The sequence below is a fragment of the Pseudomonas sp. B21-017 genome (genome assembly GCF_024749245.1).
Lineage (GTDB): Bacteria > Pseudomonadota > Gammaproteobacteria > Pseudomonadales > Pseudomonadaceae > Aquipseudomonas.
The window spans coordinates 4147874-4167381 of the sequence record NZ_CP087194.1 but is presented as its reverse complement, the minus strand read 5'-3'; the positions used below and the strand labels follow the sequence as shown (position 1 = coordinate 4167381).

Sequence of the window (19508 nt, the reverse complement as noted above, 5' to 3'; positions counted from 1 at the left end):
CTTGCGCCTGGCTGAACACAAAAGGGAACCGTGCCCATGAACCGTAACGATCTGCGCCGTGTCGACATGAACCTGCTGGTGATTTTCGAAGCGCTGATGTTCGAAAAGAACCTGACCCGAGTCGCCGAAAAACTGTTCATGGGCCAACCGGCGGTGAGCGCCGCGCTGGGCCGGTTGCGTGATTTGTTCGACGATCCGTTGTTGCTGCGCAACGGTCGCGGCATGGAACCGACGGCGCGGGCGCTGGCGATTCTCAAGGAGCTGCAACCAGCGATGGACACCATCTCGGGGGCGGTCAGCCGGGCCAAGGAATTCGATCCGGCCAGCAGCTGCGATGTGTTTCGTATCGGGCTGTCGGACGACGCCGAGTTCGGGCTGTTTCCGCCGTTGCTGCGCCAGTTGCAGGAAGAGGCACCGGGGATCGTGGTTGTGGTACGCCGTGCCAATTATCTGTTGATGCCGACGTTGCTGGCGTCGGGGGAAATCTCGGTGGGGGTGAGTTACACCACGGATCTGCCGGCCAATGCCAAACGCAAAAAACTGCGCGACATTCCCTGCAAAGTCCTGCGCGGAGACAGCAGACCGGGGCCGCTGACGCTGGACGAATACTGCTCCCGCCCGCATGCCATGGTGTCGTTCTCCGGCGACTTGAGCGGCAACATCGACGTCGATTTGGCCAAGGTCGGCCGCACCCGCCGCGTGGTGCTCGGCGTACCGCAATTCAGTGGTTTGCGCGCGTTGCTCGCTGGCACGGAAATGATTGCCACTGTCCCGGACTATGCCGCGTGCGCGTTGGTGGAAGGCTGTGCGTTGCGGGCTGAAGATCCGCCGTTCCCCATCGACGCGGCGCAACTGTCGATGGCCTGGAGCGGGGTGCATGACAACGATCCTGCCGAGAAATGGCTGCGGTCGCGGATCAGCCAGTTCATGTCGGCCTCGCTGGATATTCCGGCTGTGTAAGGCGAAACCGCGCCGCGCCGTTCGTCCGAAACAGCCGCACACCTATAAGTTCTGACAGTAGCGCGTGCCCGCGCGTCGGTGTGTGATTCATTCAATGCTCTTTCGGGGGCCGGATCGATCATGCACAGGGACAGAACAATGAACATCGCTACCGCCACAGTGAACGCCGGCAGCCCACCGCCTCCTGTCATCCAGGAAAGCGCCAATCAGTCCCTCCTCAATCCGGTGGACGTGAGGAATACCCTCACGATCGAGGTGACCGATCCGACGTTACAGCCCACCGACCAGGTGAGTGTGGCCTGGACAGGTGCACCGGGCTCCGGAGCAAACGGCTCTCTCACTACGGCTTTCATCAACGCCGGTAACACTCGGCCGCTGGTGATTCGAATCCCGGTTTCGCTAGTACTCTTCAATCTGAGCCAGACGGTGACGGTGACTTACACCATCATTCGCGGCACCGCTGCACCCGTGACTTCAGAGCCACAGGTCGTGTACGTGCTGCCTCTGGCGCAACGCGATTTGCCTCGTCCCTTCATCACCCAGGCAGAACAGTCCGGGGAAGGTCCGATACTGGACATCAATGGCCTGACCGACATTACCCTGCGTATCAACGCGTGGCCCTTGAGCGCTCGGGGTCAATTCCTTTGGTTGTGGCTTGAGGGCAAGAACGCCGACGGCAGCGATTTCCGTATGAGGTACTGGAGTGCGCCGAGCAATGTCATCACTGACGAATTCATCCGTTTCGGTTTTTACGAGCGAAGCCACTCCGCCAATGCCTTGCAAGGGCTCAAGGACCGCAGCGTACTGACCCTGAAGTTGATGGTGGGGCTGCAAGGGAGCCCGGATGAGTCCCTTGCCCAGCCGTTTGCCCATCGAAACTATATCGTCCTGACAGGCGCAGTGGTAAGCCGGGAAGTGACGATCAAGGAAGCGCCAGATAACGCCAATTTGAACCCGGTTGACGCGATCACACATTTGACCGCTGTCTTGAATTACGCCAGTGAGTCTAACGACCTGGTCAGCGTGAACTGGACTGCCGAGCCAGGCACGCCGGCGGCGGGTTCGCGAACCACAATCCCTGTCCCGGTGGGCACCATGCCCATGGACATTACGTTGCCCGTTCCATTGGTGGCTTTCAGCATCGGTAAGGCGGCGGATATCTCGTTCACCTACAGGCGTGGTTCATCGGATCCAGTCACTTCATTGCCCTGGCCGTTACATGTTCTGCCTATCCCGAAGGACTCGCTCGTTTCCCCGATGATTGCCGAAGCGAAGGGTACAACCGAGCTTGATCTGAAGGATGTCATTGTCGGAGGGACGCTGGTGTTTGGTATCTGGCTACATATTGCGATCGGACAACGATTGTCGTTGATGTTGATGGGGCGCAATGCCAGCGGCGCCGAGCACAATTTGCCCATTTGGACGGACACGCGCAACGCGGTTCATCGAGCATGGGTTACGTCTGGTGGCTACAGCACGATCATACCGGCCTTCTATTTGCTGGCGCTCAGGCCCGGGAGCATATTGTCTATCGTGTTCTCGGTGTGTACGGATCAGGTGCCTGGTTCGGCGGCCAGGACGGATTTCGAAGTGCGGGAATACACTGTCATAGACACTCGTTGACCAGAGGCGGGGCTGGAGGGTTTTGGTATTCGACGTGCAGTGTTTAAAGGTGTTGATCGTTACTTCCTGAAAGCTACAGATCCTTGCGCCGTTGCCTACGGCTGCGCCAGAATCCGCCGGCTTGTGTGCTTTGGGCCTGGTCTTTATCGTTTCCGTATCGCTGCCAATCAGCGATCGGGTTTAGCGACTCGGACTATCAAAGTGCATCAGTGCTCCAGACTTTATTGCCGACTTTTGACGTCTGCAATTACGTTATGGTGGCTGTATGCGGGAGACCCTCGGGTCTACCGGGTGCCTTTGACCGGTTCGCTAACCTGCATACAGTCGCCACTCTTACTTGTTTAGCGACAGGTTTTGGTGGTGCTATTTTCCAAAGGAGATTCACCATGTTCAAAGCCACACCTAACCCACCAGAAACCGACGACGTTTCCCCCTACGATCCCCTCGATCCCAAAAAACTCAACGAAGCCGCCGAACGCGCCCTCGATCACTACCTCAAACCGTCCGACACCAAGCCCCCACGCAAACCGAGCACGATTTACACCGTCGCCCCGGACATCAACATCGAAGAGCTGCTGACCAATGCCTGCGAGTCCTTTGCCTCGGCCAAGGTGATCGCCAGTGACTGCGCCGGATTTCTGGAGGGGCCGCAGCGCAATACGATACTGGGCGTCGCGCAGCTCATCATGTTCGGCGAGCTGGCGGTGAATCGGGCGCTGGACAGTCTGGAGCTGAAGGCCAACCCGGTCCTATGACCTGAGGTCAAACGCTGACCCCTGTGGCGAGGGAGCTTGCTCCCGCTCGGCTGCGCAGCAGTCGTAAACCCTGTACATGCGGTCTACCTGATGCAATTGGGTCGAATGGTTTTGGGGCTGCTTCGCAGCCCAGCGGGAGCAAGCTCCCTCGCCACAATTCCCGCGGTACAAAGAGAGCACGTACATTCAATTTTTCCCTACCCCTTGGCGGCACTATTCAATCCAATGATTGAACAGGGGTGAGTCATGAACGCTTCGCAAAGGGATGAACAGGCGCGGGATGTCGGGCTGCTGTTTCTGCGGGTCTGCGGTGGTCTGTTTCTGCTGTGGGTGCACGGCTTGCCCAAGCTGCTGGACTTCAGTGCGCAGCTGCAACTGATCGAAGACCCGTTCCACCTCGGTGCCCACCTCACCCTCAGCCTGGCGATTTTCGCCGAAGTGCTGTGCCCGCTGCTGATTGTCGCTGGTGTTCTGGCGCGTCTGGCGTGCTTGCCTATTCTGTTTGTGCTGCTGGTGGCGCTGCTGGTCGTGCACCCGCAATGGAGTGTGGCCGAAGGGCAGTTCGGCTGGCTGTTGTTGATCATCTTCACCTCTGTGTTTATCGCCGGGCCTGGACGGCTGGCGCTCAATGTTCGTTTGCCCGGAGTGCTCCGTTATGTCTGAAGCCCAAACTCAAAAAGCGCCGGGGTCCGATGAGATCGTGACGCTGATCGTCAAGCACCGGGTCAAGGCCGGTTTCGAAGCAGCCTATGAAGCCTGGCTGCGCAACATCGTCAGCGTAGCGGGGCGCACGGAAGGGCATCTGGGCGTGGACGTGATCCGCGGCAAGAACGCGGGCCTGGACATGTTCACCTGCGTGCTGCGCTTTTGCTCCACCGAGGCCATGCAGCACTGGCTCGATTCGCCGCAACGTCAGTCGTTGATCGATGAAGCCGCGCCGATGCTGGCCGACGGCGACCAGACCGAGGTCAACCCGGTCAACGAATTCTGGTTCGCGCCGCTGGCCGATGCTGCTTCGCCGCCACCGCGCTGGAAGCAGGCTGTGGTGTCGTTGCTGGTGATTCTGCCGCACACCTTGCTGGTGCCGCTGCTCTGGGGGCCGCTGCTCAAACTCAACGCTTTTCTCTCCAACTACCTGGTCGCCACGTTCCTGATCACCCTGACCATCGTGGTGTCGGTGGTGTACGTGTGCATGCCGGCCGCGACTCGCTTGTTTGCGCCGTGGCTGACGGCCAGTCAGCCACGGGAGCACCTCGAATCCAACGCAAATTCGCCGCGCTGAGCCGGCGCTTTTTTGCTTCATTTCACTGATGACGAAGGAACTGCGATGAACGCCGATCTGATTCTGTTCAATGGTCAATTTCATACCGTAGACCGCGAAAAGCCCCTCGCCAGCGCCGTGGCGATCAAGGGCGGCCGCTTCGTCGCGGTCGGCACCGACGCCGAAGCCATGGCCCTGCGCGGCTCGGGCACCCAGGTGATCGACCTCAAGGGTCGCTGTGTCATCCCAGGCCTCAACGACTCGCACCTGCACCTGATCCGTGGCGGTTTGAACTACAACCTCGAACTGCGCTGGGAAGGCGTGCCGTCCCTGGCTGATGCGTTGCGCATGCTCAAGGAGCAAGCCGACCGCACACCGACGCCGCAATGGGTACGGGTAGTCGGTGGCTGGAACGAATTCCAGTTTGCCGAGAAGCGCATGCCGACCCTGGAAGAGCTCAACCAGGCGGCACCAGACACCCCGGTGTTCGTGCTGCATTTGTACGACCGCGCCTTGCTCAACCGCGCTGCATTGCGGGTTGCCGGTTACACCCGCGACACGCCGAACCCGCCGGGTGGCGAAATCGTGCGTGATGCCAACGGCAATCCGACCGGCATGTTGGTCGCAAGGCCGAACGCGATGATCCTGTACTCGACCCTGGCCAAGGGGCCGAAGCTACCGCTTGAGTATCAGGTCAACTCGACCCGCCAGTTCATGCGTGAGCTCAACCGCCTCGGCCTGACCAGCGCGATCGATGCCGGCGGTGGTTTCCAGAATTACCCGGACGATTACCAGGTGATCGAGCAGTTGGCGAAAGATGATCAACTGACCGTGCGTATCGCCTACAACCTGTTTACCCAGAAGCCGAAAGAAGAGCTGACCGATTTCCAGAACTGGACTGGCAGCGTCAAGTTGCACCAGGGCGACGACTACCTGCGGCACAACGGCGCCGGCGAGATGCTGGTGTTCTCGGCGGCGGACTTCGAGGACTTCCTCGAACCGCGTCCGGACCTGCCGCAGACCATGGAGCAGGAGCTGGAGCCGGTGGTTCGCCACCTGGTGGAACAGCGCTGGCCGTTCCGTTTGCACGCCACTTACAACGAATCGATCAGCCGCATGCTCGACGTGTTCGAGAAGGTCAACCGCGACATTCCGTTCAACGGCCTGCCATGGTTCTTCGACCACGCTGAAACCATCACCCCACAGAACATCGAGCGGGTAAGGGCGCTGGGCGGTGGCATTGCGATCCAGGACCGCATGGCGTTCCAGGGTGAATATTTTGTCGACCGCTACGGCAAGCAGGCCGCCGAATCTACGCCACCGATCAAGCGCATGCTGGCCGAGGGTGTACCGGTCGGCGCCGGCACCGATGCCACGCGAGTGTCCAGCTACAATCCATGGACCTCGCTGTACTGGATGGTCAGCGGCCGTACCGTCGGTGGTCTGGCGCTGTATGAGGAAGGTTTGCCGCGCACCACTGCACTGGAACTGTTCACCCACGGCAGCGCCTGGTTCTCGTCGGAACAAGGCAAGAAAGGCCAGATCAAGGTCGGGCAACTGGCGGACCTGGTAGCACTGAGCGCGGACTTCTTCAGCGTCGAGGAAGAAGCGATCAAGTGGATCGAGTCGGTATTGACCGTGGTCGGCGGCAAGGTGGTGTACGCCGCCGGCGACTTCGAAAAACTCGGGCCTGTCAGCCTGCCGGTGCTGCCGGACTGGTCGCCGGTGGCGAAGGTTCCGGGACACTGGCGGCCGAACGCGCCGATGCAGGCGCAGGTGCACCAGTGCAGCGGCCCGTGCGCCGTGCATACCCACAGCCATGAGAAGGCCCGTATGTCGAACGTGCCGGTGAGTGACTTCGCCGGTTTCTGGGGCGCCTTCGGCTGTTCCTGCTTCGCGTTCTGAGTCTTGCAACAAAAGCGTCGGCCATGTGTGGTCGACGCTTCACTCATCACCCTCCGAGGAGTTTCACATGAGCAACGTTCCTTACAAACGTCTGAACAAAGATGACGCCGTTATGCTGCTGGTCGATCACCAGACCGGCCTGATCTCTCTGGTGCAGGATTTCTCGCCCAACGAATTCAAGAACAACGTGCTGGCCCTGGGCGACATCGCCAAGTTCTTCAACCTGCCGACCATCCTCACCACCAGTTTCGACGCAGGCCCGAACGGCCCGATCGTGCCTGAACTGCGCGAGCAATTCCCGGACGCGCCGTTCATTCAGCGTCCAGGCCAGATCAACGCCTGGGACAACGAAGACTTCGTCAAAGCCATCAAGGCCACCGGTCGCAAGCAACTGATCATCGCGGGTGTGGTGACTGACGTCTGCGTGGCGTTCCCGACCCTGTCGGCCATTGCCGAAGGCTTTGAAGTATTCGTGGTAACCGACTCTTCCGGCACCTTCAACACCACCGTGCAACAAGCGGCGTGGGCACGCATGTCGGCGGCGGGTGCACACCTGCTGAACTGGTTCGCCGTGGCCTGCGAGCTGCAAGGCGACTGGCGCAACGACATGGAAGGCCTGGCCAACCTGTTGTCCCAGCGTCTGCCGAACTACCGCAACCTGATCAACAGCTACACCAAGTTCACTGCCAAGTAAGGCGTTGAAGAAAAATGCCCGCGATGTGCGGGCATTTTTTTGTACTGCTCGAATGTCCTCTGCATCAGCGCTTCTGCAACCATCCCAGAAACCCACCTTTCCTGATCGGCACCGGTTTGGCCATCAACGCCAGCCGACTGTTTTGCTGGCGCACCGCCTGCAACTTGTTCAACGCCCGGCCCACTTCGCTGCGCTGTTCCATGCACTGGCGGGTCAGGTTCTTGTCCAGACGGTAGATGATCGAAGATGTCAGCGCGGTGAACGTTGCCTGCGACGGCGTATCGGCCAGGATGCTCTGTTCGCCCATGACTTCGCTCGGCCCCATGCGACCGGCCTCGGTGAAACCATTGCCGTCCGGCACGCTGGCGCTGACGACGCCAGTGGCGATCACGAACAGGCTGTCCGGCACTTCAGCCAGATCCAGCACCACCTCGCCGGCGGCGTATTGTTGCGCGACCATCGATTCGGCGAGGCGGTCGCGTTCCTCATGGCTCAGCGAGCGGAAAATCTTCACTTCATCGAGCAGTGCGCGGGCGCGGGTCGAGGGTTCGATCACGCCGTCGGGGTGCCGCGAGATGCCGGCCGCTTCCAGATGGCGATGGGCGAGGTCGAACAGTTGATTGCGCACGTCGCTTTTCTTGCCCAGCTCGGCGATGAAACCGCTGGCCACGTATTCGGACATCTCTTCGCCAGCCTCTTTGAGCACCGCTTTTGGTGCGGGCGACAGCAACAGACTGCTGCTGCCTTGCAGCGTGCGGTCGAGGGCGTCGAGCACCCGGCGTGGGCGGATGTGGTTCGCCACCTTGATGCTGATCGACACCCCGTGCAGGTTGTTCGGGCGGCTGAGGTTGACGATCTTGGCCTTGGCCGCCACCGAGTTCGGCACCACGGCCATCGTGCCCGCGTTGCTCAACAGGTGCGTGGCGCGCCAGTTGATGTCCAGCACTTTGCCTTCGACGCCATCGATCACCACAAAGTCGTCCACCTGATAGGGTTTGGTGGTGTTGAGCACAATGCCGGAGAACACGTCAGCCAACGTACTCTGCAACGCCAGACCGACCACGATGGCGAACACGCCGGAAGTCGCCAGCAGACCCTTGACCGGCAGATCCAGCACATAACCGGCGGCCGCGACGATAGAGGCCAGAAACACCAGCGCACCGATTACGTCCTGCAGCAAACGGCCGCTGTGACCTATGCGACGCATCAGCACCAGACCGAACACCTCGGTGAGCACTCGTGCGGTGTACAACCACCAGATAATCCCCAGCGCCGTTGCACCGAGTTGCGCCACCTGGTCATCGGCAACCAACGGTGTCTGCAACGGGCTGACGCCAGCGTTGATAATCAGCGCGCTGAACGCCAGAAACAGCACCAGCCGCACACCGACCTTTGGCGCGCGATGCTTGAACGGGACGAGGTGCCAGAGCAGGGCGTCGAGCACCAGCAGCAGGGCGCTCCAAGGCAACAGGTGGGCAGAGAAAAGGCTCATGGATTGCACTCCAGCGGGCACAAAAAAACTCGCCAAACCCTGAGGTGTGGCGAGAGGTTGGGCTTAGTTCAGATGCGTCTTGAGCTCAGCTGCGGCCTGACGTACCGCCGCTTTGACTTCCGGAATCTGATTCAGCGGATTGAGCAGGCCAAAGTCATGAATCATCCCGTTGTAGCGCACCGAGGTCACCGGCACACCGGCCGCATCGAGGTGGCGGGCGTAGCCTTCGCCTTCGTCACGCAGCACGTCGAATTCGGCGGTCTGCACCAGTGCCGCAGGCAGGCCCTTGAGTTGTTCGGCGCTGGCATTCAGCGGCGAGGCATGGATCTGCGCACGCTCGGCCGGGTTGGTGGTGTAGTTGTCCCAGAACCACTGCATCATCCCTTTGGTGAGGAAGTGCCCTTCGGCGAATTGCTGGTACGAGCCGTCGTCGAACTGTGCGTTGGTCACCGGCCACATCAACAGCTGGAAGCGCAGGGCAGGGGTTTTCTGTTCCTTGGCCATCAGCGCCACGACTGCCGCCATGTTGCCGCCGACGCTGTTGCCGGCCACCGCCAGTCGCTTGCCGTCGACACCGATCTCTTTGCCATGCTCGGCCACCCATTTGGTCGCGGTGTAGGCCTGGTTGATGGCGGTCGGGTAGTGCGCTTCGGGCGACGGCGTGTAGTCGACGTATACCGCGACTGCGCCGGAGCCCACCACCAGGTCACGGATCAGGCGTTGGTGAGTCGGGAAGTCGCCCAATACCCAGCCGCCACCGTGGAAGAACATGAACACCGGCAACTCGCCCTTGACCTTGGCCGGACGCACCACTTTCAGGTTGATGGTCTGGCCGTCGACCTTGATCGCCTTGTCGCTGACTTCAACACCCGACAGATCTACCTTCACCGAAGCCTGGGCACCGGTCAGCACCGCGCGGGCGTCTTTCGGGCTCAGTTGTTCCAGCGGTTTGCCACCGCCGGCGGCGAGGGCATCGAGGAAGGCCTGGGTGTTGTGTTCGACACCGGGGCTGCCAGCGGCGAATGCGTTGCCGATGGACAGGGCGAGAACGGAAGTGGCGAGGGTTTTCTTGATGTTCATGTGCAAATCCTTTTTAAATCGTTTGAGTTTTTATGCCTTGGGATCGGGCTGCTGTGGCGCTGGGGTTCAGGCCTCAGCAACACCGTGAGCACAGATTAATAAGATGTCTGAAAGCGAAAAAGCGGCTATAAAGCGATTAACTGTCAACCAGAGAGTGACAATGAACCCGTTCGAAGACATGCGTATTTTTTGCCAGGTCATGGACTCCGGCAGCTTCACGGCGGCGGCCGATCAGTTGGGCCTGTCCAAGCAGTTCGTCAGCCGTCGGCTGATGCAACTCGAAGAGCGCCTCGGTGTGCGCCTGCTCAATCGCTCCACCCGACGGCTGGACGTCACCCCGCTGGGGCAGAGTTATTACGAATCGGCCCTGCGCCTGCTCAGTGAAGTCGAGCAAGTGGAGCAGGGCATCGCCGGCCAGACCATCGAGCCTCGCGGGACCATTCGCCTGAGTGCACCGTTGTCGTTTGCCGTGGCGCATTTGGGCTGTTTGCTGCCAGTATTTTTGCAGCGTTATCGCGACGTCACCGTCGAGGTCGACCTGAGTGATCGTCCGGTGGACTTGCTCGGTGAGGGATACGATTTGGCTTTGCGCATCGGCGTGCTGGAAGACTCGACACTGATCGCCCGGCGCATCGCCGTCATCGAGCGGGTGTACTGCGCCAGCCCGGCGTATCTGGCCGAACGTGGCACGCCGCTTGAACCCGAGGAGTTGCACAGCCACGATTGCCTGCCGTACGGCCATGGCCGCCAGGTGCAATGGCGGTTCGAAGGGCGGGGCAAACCGCTGACCGTCAATGTCACCGGGCGGATGCGGGTCAACAACGGTGAACTGCTCAAGGACGCGGCCATCGCCGGCATGGGCATCACGTACTTGCCGACCTTCATCGTCGATTCGGCCCTGGAGGACGGCCGGCTGGTGCCAGTGCTGGATGATTTCCGCCCCGAGCCGCTGACCTTATCGGCGGTCTACCCGCAGCACCGTCAGGCCTCGCGACCGGTGCAGGCGTTGATCGAGTTCTTGCGTGAGCGGTTGAACCAATAGGAGGGTGCACGCCATCGTTGATTACAAGATCGCAACAAACCCCTGATGTGGTTTTTCCTGACGCTGATCTAGACTCGTGCCGGTCAATCAAAGGCCCGGAATCTGGAGCGTGCAATGGAAATGCCGACAAAGGAAAAAGCCATCGCCAGCAATCGCGATGCATGGAATGACTCCGCCCAACACCACAAAGACACCCCCGAATGGCGGGCCCGTTTGAGAGCGGTGAGCCATGGCGATTTTTCCTGCCTGGATGACACCCTCACCGGGTTGCTCCAACAGGTCGGTGTCGACGGCAAGGATGTGGTGCAACTGGGCTGTAACAATGGCCGGGAAAGCCTTTCACTGTTTGCGCTGGGGGCCCGCAGCGCAGTGGGCGTCGACCAGTCCGGAGCCTTTCTCGATCAGGCCCGGGAGCTGGCATCCCGTTCGCCTCATCAGCCCGAATTCATCGAGGCTGATATCCATCACCTGCCGACTGAGCTGCACCAACGCTTCGACGTGGCGCTGATCACCATCGGCGTATTGAACTGGATGCCGGACATCGGTGAGTTCATGCGCCATGTCGCGCAAACCCTCAAGTCCGGCGGCAGTCTGGTGATTTACGAAACCCACCCGTTCCTGGAAATGTTCGACCCCGAGTCAGCCGATCCCTATCGCCCGGACAGCTCGTATTTTCGCAGTGAGCCTTTCGTCCAGGACCAACCGATCGTCTACGAAGGCAAAGTCGAACAGCAGGCCTCGGCGTCCTACTGGTTCGTCCACACCCTGGGCGCGATCTTCACCGGTGCCGTCGAGGCGGGGTTGCAGATCAGCCACTTCAAGGAGTACCCGCATTCCAACCGCGAAGAACTCTACGACAAGTATCAGCAGCAAAAGGCGCAGTTGCCGTTGTGTTACACGTTGGTGGCGGTGAAGCGAGCGACGTAGTGCCTGGGGTATTTTCAGAGCGTTGAGTGATTTGCCGCGTGCCCTGGTTGCGCGCAGAGATCAATGCCCAAGGCATGAATGACCTTTAGAACCGTATCAAAACGTGGTTTCGCCCCGGGTGCGAAGGCCTTGTACAGGCTTTCGCGCCCCATTCCGGAATCTTTGGCAATTTGTGTCATGCCGCGAGCCTTTACCACGTAGCCGATAGCACGAAGAAACTCTTCGTTGTCGCCGTCTGCCAATACCTGAGAGAGGTATTCGCTGATGGCTTCGTCACTGTCGAGCAGTGCCGCCATGTCGAAAGCAGTCAAAGTCTGGCCCATGTTCAAACCTCCCTTGCCAATTTTTTCGCCCGTCGGATATCAGTGTTTTGCGAGGACTTGTCACCACCGGCCAGCAATACGATGACTACGCCATTTCGCAAAGTGAAGTAGACCCGATAGCCAGCGCCAACGTCCACGCGCATTTCGGAGACACCATCACCCACCGATTTGATATCGCCAAGATTACCCGTAGAGGCACGGTCAATGCGACGAGCAATAGCAACCTTCGCCCGCAAGTCGCGAATTGAGGCATGCCATGCCACGAAGATTGTGGTTTGTTGAATAAGATAATTCATTGCTCGACTGTATCCATATGAATACAGACGAGCAGTCAGGTCATTCTCTGCTCCAGCGTGTACTTTTCCCTAAACTGCGTAGGCAACATGACGCCTTCGCGGGCAAGCTCGCACACGGAAATATGATCAAATGTGGAAGCCAATCACGCCTGCGCCGCCGTCACCGGCCGTTGTTCCGGTTTGCGCAGTGCCGTCAGCCGCGAGCCGGTGTAGTAGGTTTCGCGGAAGAAGCGCCAGCGGCCGAACAGGTCGTAGACGTGGGTGATGCGCCCTTGCTCCTGGTAGTCCATGCGGATGTGCATTTTCATCGCCTGGATGTTGCGGGTATCGCAGACGTCGACGATCTTGTTGCACCCTTTGGCCCGCATCGCATCCCAGAGTTTGAACTGGGCGTCCATCGACAGGCTGGTGCCGAAGTATTGAGGGATCATTTCACCGCCGAACTCGAAAAACTCACCAGGGTTGATCCGGAACCAGCAGCCGTAATAGTGCCGGTCGAAGTAGTCCCTGGCGCTGCCCCAGATGAATCCGATGGCATCACCTTCCTCGTTCACGTACATGTGTCCGGTGTGACCCTCGGCGGCGATTTCGGCCATGGCCTTGACGCGATTGCCGTAGTACTTGGTGAACGCGGTGGCGTTTTCCGGGGTGATGATCACCAGGCGCAGGCCCGAATAGGGCCGCAGATTGTGCGGCGCCACCGGGGTCACCAGGTCGCGCCCCAGCCACAGCAGCTCCCTATGGAAATACACGTAGCGCTTCCAGAGCGACTGGAGCGTGTGGAGCAGGCCTTTTTGTTTGATGCGTTCGCGAATCTTGTCGATGGCGCTCATGAAGTCCTCCGAGGCTGAAGCCTGGGTGTGGTGGGTAACGTTTTCGATGGCGAAAAATCAGGATTTCAACGGGTGCAGTTCGGTCGGGTATTGCGGCTCCTCTTTGGATGCCCTCGGCACCACGGCATAGGACACTCTCGGAACACCCGCAAGACGCTGCTCCAGCACATGGCTCAGCGACTCGCCCGGGTCCAGATAGGCATCGCCAAAATCGGCGCCGATATGGATCGGATGGACGACGATTTCCAGCAAGCCGTCGATTGGCATCGCCACAGTGCGCAGGTCGACCGGGGTGCATACGTTCTGGGCGGTCGCTCCGGACAGGCTGTTCAGGCGATGGTTGAGCAACGTCTTGAACACTCGCTTGGGCACGCTCAGGTTACTTCCCAGGTCGCGCGCCAGTCGCACGGGCACCCCTTGGCGGGCGGCAAACCGCGCGACGATTTCACCAATGGGCCAGATGTTGTGCACGTGCTGATGGGAATCGAGGTGGCTGGGGTGCAGGCCGTTGTCCAGGCAGCGTTGCCATTGAGCTTCGAGTTCCTCCAGCACCGCGTCGCGATCCAGGCGGTTGAGCCAGAGACAATGACGAGGCAGGCTGAGGTCGAACTCACCCTGGCTGTCGCAGAACGTCGAACGCGCCAGAATCGACGGGCTCAACGGCCGGCCATACGTGAGGTTGAAGTGCAGCCCGATCCGCCCCTTGAGCATTGGCTGCCGGGCCAGGACGCAGGCCGCTTCGAAGGCCGGCATGTTGGCCATGGCGGTTGCGGAGCTGATGACTCCAGCGTGGAAGGCACCCAGTATCACCGCGTTTTCGCTCGGACTGAGGCCGAAATCGTCAGCGTTGACTATGACTTGGCGAGGCATGGCTGCCCTCTCTTTCTTGTTCGGTGGGTGCAGCGTCTTTGGCGATAATGGGTGCCTGTATAGGTGTAAGCGTAGGAGCAACCAGCGTTGCTGCACGCCTGGCCTGCCACTTTTTTAACCCGGGTTTGATGCGGTGCCAGAGTCGCAGGGCCAGCCCGAGGGCGAGGCCGCTGGGGCGCCAGGAGTAGAAACTCCAGCGCCAGTGCTCCAGTTGGCCGGTCATGCGCTCCAGGAGTTGATGACTGGAGTTTTCCAGGCTGATCCGCGAGGCGTCGACCCAGTGCCAGTTGTCGTCCAGCCCCCAGCGGATCCACTCTTCAAGCAGCACACGACCGCTGCCCAGGTCAGCGTGTTGCGGCAGGAACGCCAGGTTGTAGTCGTACAGCCGACCCTGTTCCAGCAAGCCGATGCGGTAGCTGATGCAACGCCCGTCCAGTTCCAGCACCACCACCCGCACCAGTCCTTCTTCGGCGAGGGCGGTGAAGGCTTGCTCGATCCATTGCCGGTAGCGGTCATTGGTGAAAATCCCAACGCCTTGAAGGCCTTTCCAGCTCAGCGCTTCGACTTTGCCGAGGGTCCGCAACAGTGGCCTGATGGTGGCGGCGTCGGGGGTTATCCGTCGGATCTCGGCACCGCAAGCCGCGATGCGTTTACGTGCACGGCGCAGTTTGTAGCGGGGGTCGCCGGACACTTCCTGATGGTCGGCCTCGCTGATCAGGTGCACCGGCACCCGACAACTGAGGCGGCGCTCGCCGGTCGAGCTGTGGGCCATCCAGGTGGTCAGCGCACTTTCTTCGCCGATGGGTTCGGACAATTCATTGAGTTGCAGCATCGCATGGGGCACGCGACGGCGGATGATCACCAGCGCCTTGCGCATGCTCTCGGCATCGAGGCAACTGAGCAGGGCCAGGCGATCGGTGAGGGGGTAGCCGAGGTGATGCAGGACGCGAAACGGTAGCCCGCCAAAGCGCTCCACGGACACCACCAACGGCAGGCACAAGGCCAATTCATCGCCGTGCCAGCCGAGCAGAACGTTCAAGCGCTCCCCGGCAACCAGTGCCTGTTCCGATGCGCGCAGCCAGGCGAGGGTGTTGAACGGTGTATGGTCCGTCACGCGCCAGCGCAACCCCTCATAGGCGGCTGTTGGAAAGTCCGGAGCGCACAACGACGTGCGCCATTCGAATCGAGCCATCATAGGTTCAGACCGCCGCATAACTCATGGACGTTCATGAGGCGCTCCAGCTCAGGGCGAACAGGGTTTGCCCTGGCAGGTCGAAGCTGACGCGACCGTCCTGACAGTTGAATTTGCCTTCGCGACTGCGGCTGTCGGCACCGAAATACACCAGCGCTCCCTTGGTCAGCGGGCAGGTCGCCCCGGCCAGATCGACACGCTGCAAGCGCGCGCCCTTATTGACGCCCAACAGGCTGCGTTGGTGTTCGGTGGCCATCGCCAGCACGTCGACTTCGAAGGCGTCGTTGTCCAGGCGCATGACGTTTTTCAGCCAGTGCTGCCGGATGAATTGTTGGGCCAGGCCCACCGGTTTGAGCTCGAAACGATCGCCGCCCAGCACCCGCACCATGCCTTTGGGGTAGTTCGGTTCGTCGGCGGCCTGGAACCAGTTGAGCATGTCCAGCAAGCCGTCCTGCGCCGAGTTGATGACCACCGAGGCCCACCACAGCGAAGCGAAATGGGTTTCCTGATCGTAGGGGCTCAGGCTTGAGCCGCTGGACAGGTTGGTCTGGTCCAGCAGCAAGGCCTTGCGTGGCCGGCCCTTGGCATCGAGGCCCACCAGCTGGGCGGCGCGGCGCACGCTGTCGCGGTAGACCCGGGTCGCCAGCAGGTCGCGAACCATCCATTCGTGCCAGGCGAGGGCGTCGATCTGCTCGCCGGACTCAGCCAGCAGGCGCCGTGCCCAGTCGATACCGCGCTTGTCGGCAGCATCGTCGGTGAACGGGCCGTTGACGAAGCGTGAACTGGCGGGCATGGCAATGCGAATGCCGGCCTTGGCGTTGGCCGGATCGCTACGCACTTGCCGGGCCATGCTGTTGAAGATCGCCTGGTAGTTGGCGTAGCTCGAGTAGTTGAGATTCGGTTCGTCGGCGAATGCGATGTAGTGAGTGCCGCCACCACCGAGGGTGCGGGTGGCGGCGAGCCAGGCGTCGAGGCCGGCGTTGCTCACGGTGTCGGCGCGCAGATCGGCCTGGCGCTGGCTGCCGGCCAACAGCGTGATGTCCTGCGTAATGCCGAAGCGGTTCTGATAGAGCTGGCGGAACGCGTCTTCGTGGTGCGGATTTTGCGCCGTGACGTCGACGAAACTGTAGTAGGAACCCGCCTGAGGCTTGAGGGCGTCGAGCGCCGCGAAACTGGATTGCGGCGGCAGCACGTAGGGCAAATAAATGCCCAGGTTCGGGGTCGGGCCGAGCGTCTCTTTATGCAGGGTCAGCCGGGTCTGGCCAGCGTCCTCGCGCAGCGGCTTGAGTTGCTGCGGGTTCTGGGCGAACAGGTTTGCCGTGCCATCGAGCCAGAACGCGACCTTGCCGCTGCCTTGCAGGCGCAGGCGCCAGACTTGTTCGTCCTGGGTGACGGGCAGTTCGAGCTGATCGAATTGCCAATAGGCGCGATAGGGCTTGAGCATCAGCGACACTTGTTTGTTATCACCCACACGCTGCGCCTGCAAGGCGCCGACTCCACCATGAAACTTGCCGGCCAGTACCGCGTGTTCCCCCGGTGCGATTTTGAAATACAGCTCATCGCCGCCACGGGCTTCGGCGCTGAAATGCACCTTGGCCGGGGCGAATAACGCCACGGTGTGTTCGTCATGTTCGACGGTGTAGCGGCGGAAGCTGTAGCCCGGAATTTCCAGTCGATAACTGGCGGCACCCGGCGCCAGCGGCCAGCTCTGCTTGCCGCGTGTTTCACTGGCGGCGATCCGGCGATCACCCTTCAGGTTGCCGTTGCCGTCGAGCAGGTACAGGTGTTCTTCGTTGGCATCGGCCTGCCATGCCGGGACCCACTGGATGGTCAACGTGTCGGGGCGATCCGCTTGCAGGTACAGGCTGCCGTCGCGAATGTCGGTCCAGCGCATGGGCGCCGCCTGAGCACTCAAACCAAGGCCCAGGCTCAACAGCAGCACCAGGGGTTTCATGCTGATTTCCGTTGCAGTATCTGAAGCATCGGTGCCACATCGCTGGGCAGGATGATCAGGGTTTGCCAGAAGGGTACGCCGCTCAACCGGCAGTACATCACCAGCAGCGCGACGGTCACCGCCAGGTAGGCGATGGACGATGCCGCCGCAGCACCGACGATGCCATACAGCGGGATCAGCAACAGGTTCAGGGCCAGGTTCAGCAGCGCGCCGAGGCCCACCAGCAGCGAAACCGTGCCGGGTCGATTTTTGCCCAGCAAGTCCAGGCGCAGGATGCTCGCATAGCAAAGACCGAGCAGCCCCGGCAGCAGCGCCAGCAAGGCTGGGTAGGCCGGTTGATAGGCAATGCCGAACAGGGTGACGATCAGCCATTCTCCGATCACGGCCATGGTCAGGCAGGCACCGAGCATCACCGTGGCGGTCAGGCGCAAGGCCAACGGCGTCAGGCGATCCATGCCTTCGTCCTGTTGCAGCAGGCGTTTCATCAGGGGTGTGGTCACCGCTTCCGGGACGATCAGCAGCAACTCGGCGGCAGCGCTGGCCATGGCGTAATGACCCAATGCCGTACTGCCGAGCAAGGCACCGATGAACAGGTAGTCGGAGCGCAGAATGACTTGCTGGAACAACAAATCGGGATGGCTACGGGCGCTGTAGCGCAACAGTTCTTTCTGGCTGGCGCGGTCCCATTGCAACGTCAAGGGTTGCGCACGGTTGAGCCAGACCCAGCCAGCCAGCACCACCAGGCTGATGCCGGCCAGCCAACTGATCAGCGCCGCTTCCAGCGCGGCGTCTTTCCACATCCAGAACAAGGCGATAAACAGCAGCAGTGGCGCCAGCGACTCCACCAGCCGCAAGGCATTGAACGCCACCACACCGCCCGACGCGTTGTGCAAGGTCAGCAGGCCGCTCTTGAGCACGGTCAACGGCACCGCCAGCAGCAACAGCCAGGCGAGCAATCCCAGTTGTGTGGTGATGTCGAGTTCGCTGCCGAACTCGCGGGTCAGCGCCACCACCAGCAACGTCAGCAAACCCGCCAGCAGGCAACCGAATACCAGCACCTGACTCAGCAGCAAACCCATGGGCCGTTGCTTGGCCGCCTGGTAACCCACCGCCGAATTCAGCCCGCCGCTGGTGGCGGCGCTGATCAAGTCGGGCAGGGTACTGAGCAGCGCAAACAGGCCGCGCTCGCTGGGCCCCAGAATCCGCGCCAGCAATACGTTACGCAGCAGGCGCAGGCCGATCATCGCCAGTTTGGTGCCCATGCTCAGGGCGAGGTGTTTGAGGTAGTGGCTGCGACTCATGGCCGGGCTCCGCGGTAGATGCGCCACGACAGCAACTCCGGGTTGCGTGCCGTGCGCTGGCTGATGCCGATCCGTGGTAAGGCCAATGGATCTTCGACGCCACGGTAAATCCCGCTGGCGGTGCCCAGGGCAAACGCAAAGTCGTGGTCGGCCACATGCTCGCGCACCCGCGCATCGTGGTCGCCATTGGGGTAGCAATAGACCGGCAGCGGCCGGATGCAGCCGTTCAACAGTGCATTGCGGCTGCGGCTCAATTCTTCATCCAGGTGTTGATCGTCAAGCTCGGTGAGTAGCGTGTGGCTGGCGCCGTGAGGGCCAAAGCGGATCAACCCGCTGGCTTCCAGTGCGCGCACTTGATGCCAGTCCAGGGCCTGGGGCAACGACTCTTCAGGGCATTGATTGGTGAGCCGGTTCAGTTCGCCCGGCGGCAGGTTTTTCAGGCTTTGCAGAAAATGCAAAAGCGCCAGGCTACGGCGCTGCACATCCAGGTCATCGAGCATTACCGGTAACGGTCGCCCGATCTGTTGCAGGCATTCAATCAAGTGTGTCCGGGCTTTTTCACCGTGGCTGTGCCACAGGGTTTCCCCCAGGCTTTCCCACCAGAAGCGTTGCCGGCTGCCGATGAAGTCGGTGGAGAGAAAAATGCTCGCCGGCATCTGATACCTTTTCAGCAACGGGAAGGCATTCAGCGCGTTGTCGCGCCAGCCATCGTCGAAGGTCAGTGCGACTTTGGGACGCTCCGACATGGCGGTGCCGGGTTGCAGAATTTCCATCAGCGGCACGCAATCGAAGTGTTTTTTCAACCAGAGCAGCAGATGGGCAAAGGACTTCGGCCCCACGCACAGTTCATTTCGATGAGGCAGGTCGGCGGCGCGGTCATTGGGCAGCACCCGGTGCAGCATCAGGATCACCCCGGCACCGTGCAGTTGGTGGCGGCCTACCGGCGAGTTGAGATAGAGCCAGCCACTGGTGCGTTTTAATAATTGTCTGATCGCCATGA

General features: G+C 60.9%; 19 protein-coding genes. 9 read left to right on the top strand and 10 right to left on the bottom strand.

Annotated features, from left to right (window positions below):
- Window positions 1-36 precede the first annotated feature (36 nt).
- From LOY28_RS18815 to ycaC, 7 genes are all read left to right on the top strand, one after another.
- Window positions 37-960 carry a LysR family transcriptional regulator gene (locus LOY28_RS18815; RefSeq protein WP_111454050.1) on the top strand — a complete coding sequence of 308 codons (924 nt, stop codon included), beginning with the start codon at window positions 37-39 and terminating at the stop codon, window positions 958-960.
- A gap of 138 nt (window positions 961-1098) precedes the next feature.
- A complete protein-coding gene (locus LOY28_RS18810; RefSeq protein WP_177325183.1) occupies window positions 1099-2583 on the top strand; it encodes a hypothetical protein in 1485 nt (494 codons plus the stop codon).
- Window positions 2584-2969: 386 nt separating this feature from the next.
- The gene (locus tag LOY28_RS18805) at window positions 2970-3338 is read left to right on the top strand and encodes a DUF6124 family protein (RefSeq protein ID WP_018925554.1); all 369 of its coding nucleotides are present in this window, start codon (window positions 2970-2972) and stop codon (window positions 3336-3338) included.
- Between the two features lie 246 nt (window positions 3339-3584).
- Window positions 3585-4001 carry a DoxX family protein gene (locus LOY28_RS18800; protein WP_018925555.1) on the top strand — a complete coding sequence of 139 codons (417 nt, stop codon included), beginning with the start codon at window positions 3585-3587 and terminating at the stop codon, window positions 3999-4001.
- On the top strand, window positions 3994-4620 hold the full coding sequence (locus LOY28_RS18795) for an antibiotic biosynthesis monooxygenase (RefSeq protein WP_018925556.1): 627 nt from the start codon (window positions 3994-3996) through the stop codon (window positions 4618-4620). Before LOY28_RS18800 ends, LOY28_RS18795 begins: the two co-directional genes overlap by 8 nt.
- A gap of 45 nt (window positions 4621-4665) precedes the next feature.
- A complete protein-coding gene (locus tag LOY28_RS18790) occupies window positions 4666-6504 on the top strand; it encodes an amidohydrolase (protein ID WP_018925557.1) in 1839 nt (612 codons plus the stop codon).
- Between the two features lie 67 nt (window positions 6505-6571).
- Complete coding sequence (gene ycaC, locus LOY28_RS18785; RefSeq protein ID WP_018925558.1) at window positions 6572-7198, top strand: isochorismate family cysteine hydrolase YcaC; 627 nt, start codon at window positions 6572-6574, stop codon at window positions 7196-7198.
- A 64-nt stretch (window positions 7199-7262) separates the two neighbouring features.
- On the opposite strand, the gene LOY28_RS18780 is transcribed toward ycaC, so the two are convergent.
- On the bottom strand, window positions 7263-8690 hold the full coding sequence (locus LOY28_RS18780; RefSeq protein ID WP_258612357.1) for a mechanosensitive ion channel family protein: 1428 nt from the start codon (window positions 8688-8690) through the stop codon (window positions 7263-7265).
- Window positions 8691-8753: 63 nt separating this feature from the next.
- Window positions 8754-9770 (bottom strand): alpha/beta hydrolase, encoded by a 1017-nt coding sequence (locus LOY28_RS18775; RefSeq protein ID WP_018925560.1) that lies wholly within the window; start codon window positions 9768-9770, stop codon window positions 8754-8756.
- A 160-nt stretch (window positions 9771-9930) separates the two neighbouring features.
- Between LOY28_RS18775 and LOY28_RS18770 the strand changes: the two genes are divergently transcribed.
- Window positions 9931-10812, top strand: coding sequence for a LysR family transcriptional regulator (locus tag LOY28_RS18770; RefSeq protein WP_064618753.1), 882 nt, complete (start codon window positions 9931-9933; stop codon window positions 10810-10812).
- Window positions 10813-10926: 114 nt separating this feature from the next.
- Entirely contained in the window at window positions 10927-11739 is an 813-nt protein-coding gene (locus LOY28_RS18765) for a bifunctional 2-polyprenyl-6-hydroxyphenol methylase/3-demethylubiquinol 3-O-methyltransferase UbiG (protein ID WP_018925562.1), read from the top strand.
- 14 nt (window positions 11740-11753) lie between these two features.
- On the opposite strand, the gene LOY28_RS18760 is transcribed toward LOY28_RS18765, so the two are convergent.
- The 8 genes from LOY28_RS18760 to LOY28_RS18725 all read right to left on the bottom strand — a co-directional run bounded on the left by LOY28_RS18760 (window position 11754) and on the right by LOY28_RS18725 (window position 19506).
- Window positions 11754-12062, bottom strand: a complete 309-nt coding sequence (locus LOY28_RS18760) for an addiction module antidote protein (RefSeq protein ID WP_018925563.1) — start codon at window positions 12060-12062, stop codon at window positions 11754-11756.
- Between the two features lie 2 nt (window positions 12063-12064).
- Window positions 12065-12358: a type II toxin-antitoxin system RelE/ParE family toxin gene (locus LOY28_RS18755; RefSeq protein ID WP_018925564.1), complete on the bottom strand. Its 294-nt coding sequence runs from the start codon at window positions 12356-12358 to the stop codon at window positions 12065-12067.
- A 143-nt stretch (window positions 12359-12501) separates the two neighbouring features.
- Window positions 12502-13191, bottom strand: coding sequence for a hypothetical protein (locus LOY28_RS18750; protein WP_018925565.1), 690 nt, complete (start codon window positions 13189-13191; stop codon window positions 12502-12504).
- Between the two features lie 57 nt (window positions 13192-13248).
- Window positions 13249-14061: a ChbG/HpnK family deacetylase gene (locus LOY28_RS18745; RefSeq protein ID WP_204124066.1), complete on the bottom strand. Its 813-nt coding sequence runs from the start codon at window positions 14059-14061 to the stop codon at window positions 13249-13251.
- Complete coding sequence (locus LOY28_RS18740; protein ID WP_258612356.1) at window positions 14033-15256, bottom strand: GNAT family N-acetyltransferase; 1224 nt, start codon at window positions 15254-15256, stop codon at window positions 14033-14035. Before LOY28_RS18740 ends, LOY28_RS18745 begins: the two co-directional genes overlap by 29 nt.
- A gap of 31 nt (window positions 15257-15287) precedes the next feature.
- Complete coding sequence (locus LOY28_RS18735) at window positions 15288-17207, bottom strand: hypothetical protein (protein ID WP_258612355.1); 1920 nt, start codon at window positions 17205-17207, stop codon at window positions 15288-15290.
- Entirely contained in the window at window positions 17204-18508 is a 1305-nt protein-coding gene (locus tag LOY28_RS18730) for an oligosaccharide flippase family protein (protein ID WP_258612354.1), read from the bottom strand. Before LOY28_RS18730 ends, LOY28_RS18735 begins: the two co-directional genes overlap by 4 nt.
- Window positions 18505-19506, bottom strand: a complete 1002-nt coding sequence (locus tag LOY28_RS18725) for a polysaccharide deacetylase family protein (protein WP_258612353.1) — start codon at window positions 19504-19506, stop codon at window positions 18505-18507. The genes LOY28_RS18730 and LOY28_RS18725 overlap by 4 nt, the downstream gene beginning before the upstream one ends.
- Window positions 19507-19508 lie beyond the last annotated feature (2 nt).

What these genes read in the sequence shown, in the direction of transcription:
- LOY28_RS18815 (WP_111454050.1), top strand. Translation starts at nt 37, where the DNA reads ATGAACCGTAACGATCTGCGCCGTGTCGACATGAACCTGCTGGTGATT.
- LOY28_RS18810 (WP_177325183.1), top strand. Translation starts at nt 1,099, where the DNA reads ATGAACATCGCTACCGCCACAGTGAACGCCGGCAGCCCACCGCCTCCT.
- LOY28_RS18805 (WP_018925554.1), top strand. Translation starts at nt 2,970, where the DNA reads ATGTTCAAAGCCACACCTAACCCACCAGAAACCGACGACGTTTCCCCC.
- LOY28_RS18800 (WP_018925555.1), top strand. Translation starts at nt 3,585, where the DNA reads ATGAACGCTTCGCAAAGGGATGAACAGGCGCGGGATGTCGGGCTGCTG.
- LOY28_RS18795 (WP_018925556.1), top strand. Translation starts at nt 3,994, where the DNA reads ATGTCTGAAGCCCAAACTCAAAAAGCGCCGGGGTCCGATGAGATCGTG.
- LOY28_RS18790 (WP_018925557.1), top strand. Translation starts at nt 4,666, where the DNA reads ATGAACGCCGATCTGATTCTGTTCAATGGTCAATTTCATACCGTAGAC.
- ycaC (WP_018925558.1), top strand. Translation starts at nt 6,572, where the DNA reads ATGAGCAACGTTCCTTACAAACGTCTGAACAAAGATGACGCCGTTATG.
- LOY28_RS18780 (WP_258612357.1), bottom strand. Translation starts at nt 8,690, where the DNA reads ATGAGCCTTTTCTCTGCCCACCTGTTGCCTTGGAGCGCCCTGCTGCTG.
- LOY28_RS18775 (WP_018925560.1), bottom strand. Translation starts at nt 9,770, where the DNA reads ATGAACATCAAGAAAACCCTCGCCACTTCCGTTCTCGCCCTGTCCATC.
- LOY28_RS18770 (WP_064618753.1), top strand. Translation starts at nt 9,931, where the DNA reads ATGAACCCGTTCGAAGACATGCGTATTTTTTGCCAGGTCATGGACTCC.
- LOY28_RS18765 (WP_018925562.1), top strand. Translation starts at nt 10,927, where the DNA reads ATGGAAATGCCGACAAAGGAAAAAGCCATCGCCAGCAATCGCGATGCA.
- LOY28_RS18760 (WP_018925563.1), bottom strand. Translation starts at nt 12,062, where the DNA reads ATGGGCCAGACTTTGACTGCTTTCGACATGGCGGCACTGCTCGACAGT.
- LOY28_RS18755 (WP_018925564.1), bottom strand. Translation starts at nt 12,358, where the DNA reads ATGAATTATCTTATTCAACAAACCACAATCTTCGTGGCATGGCATGCC.
- LOY28_RS18750 (WP_018925565.1), bottom strand. Translation starts at nt 13,191, where the DNA reads ATGAGCGCCATCGACAAGATTCGCGAACGCATCAAACAAAAAGGCCTG.
- LOY28_RS18745 (WP_204124066.1), bottom strand. Translation starts at nt 14,061, where the DNA reads ATGCCTCGCCAAGTCATAGTCAACGCTGACGATTTCGGCCTCAGTCCG.
- LOY28_RS18740 (WP_258612356.1), bottom strand. Translation starts at nt 15,256, where the DNA reads ATGATGGCTCGATTCGAATGGCGCACGTCGTTGTGCGCTCCGGACTTT.
- LOY28_RS18735 (WP_258612355.1), bottom strand. Translation starts at nt 17,207, where the DNA reads ATGAAACCCCTGGTGCTGCTGTTGAGCCTGGGCCTTGGTTTGAGTGCT.
- LOY28_RS18730 (WP_258612354.1), bottom strand. Translation starts at nt 18,508, where the DNA reads ATGAGTCGCAGCCACTACCTCAAACACCTCGCCCTGAGCATGGGCACC.
- LOY28_RS18725 (WP_258612353.1), bottom strand. Translation starts at nt 19,506, where the DNA reads ATGGCGATCAGACAATTATTAAAACGCACCAGTGGCTGGCTCTATCTC.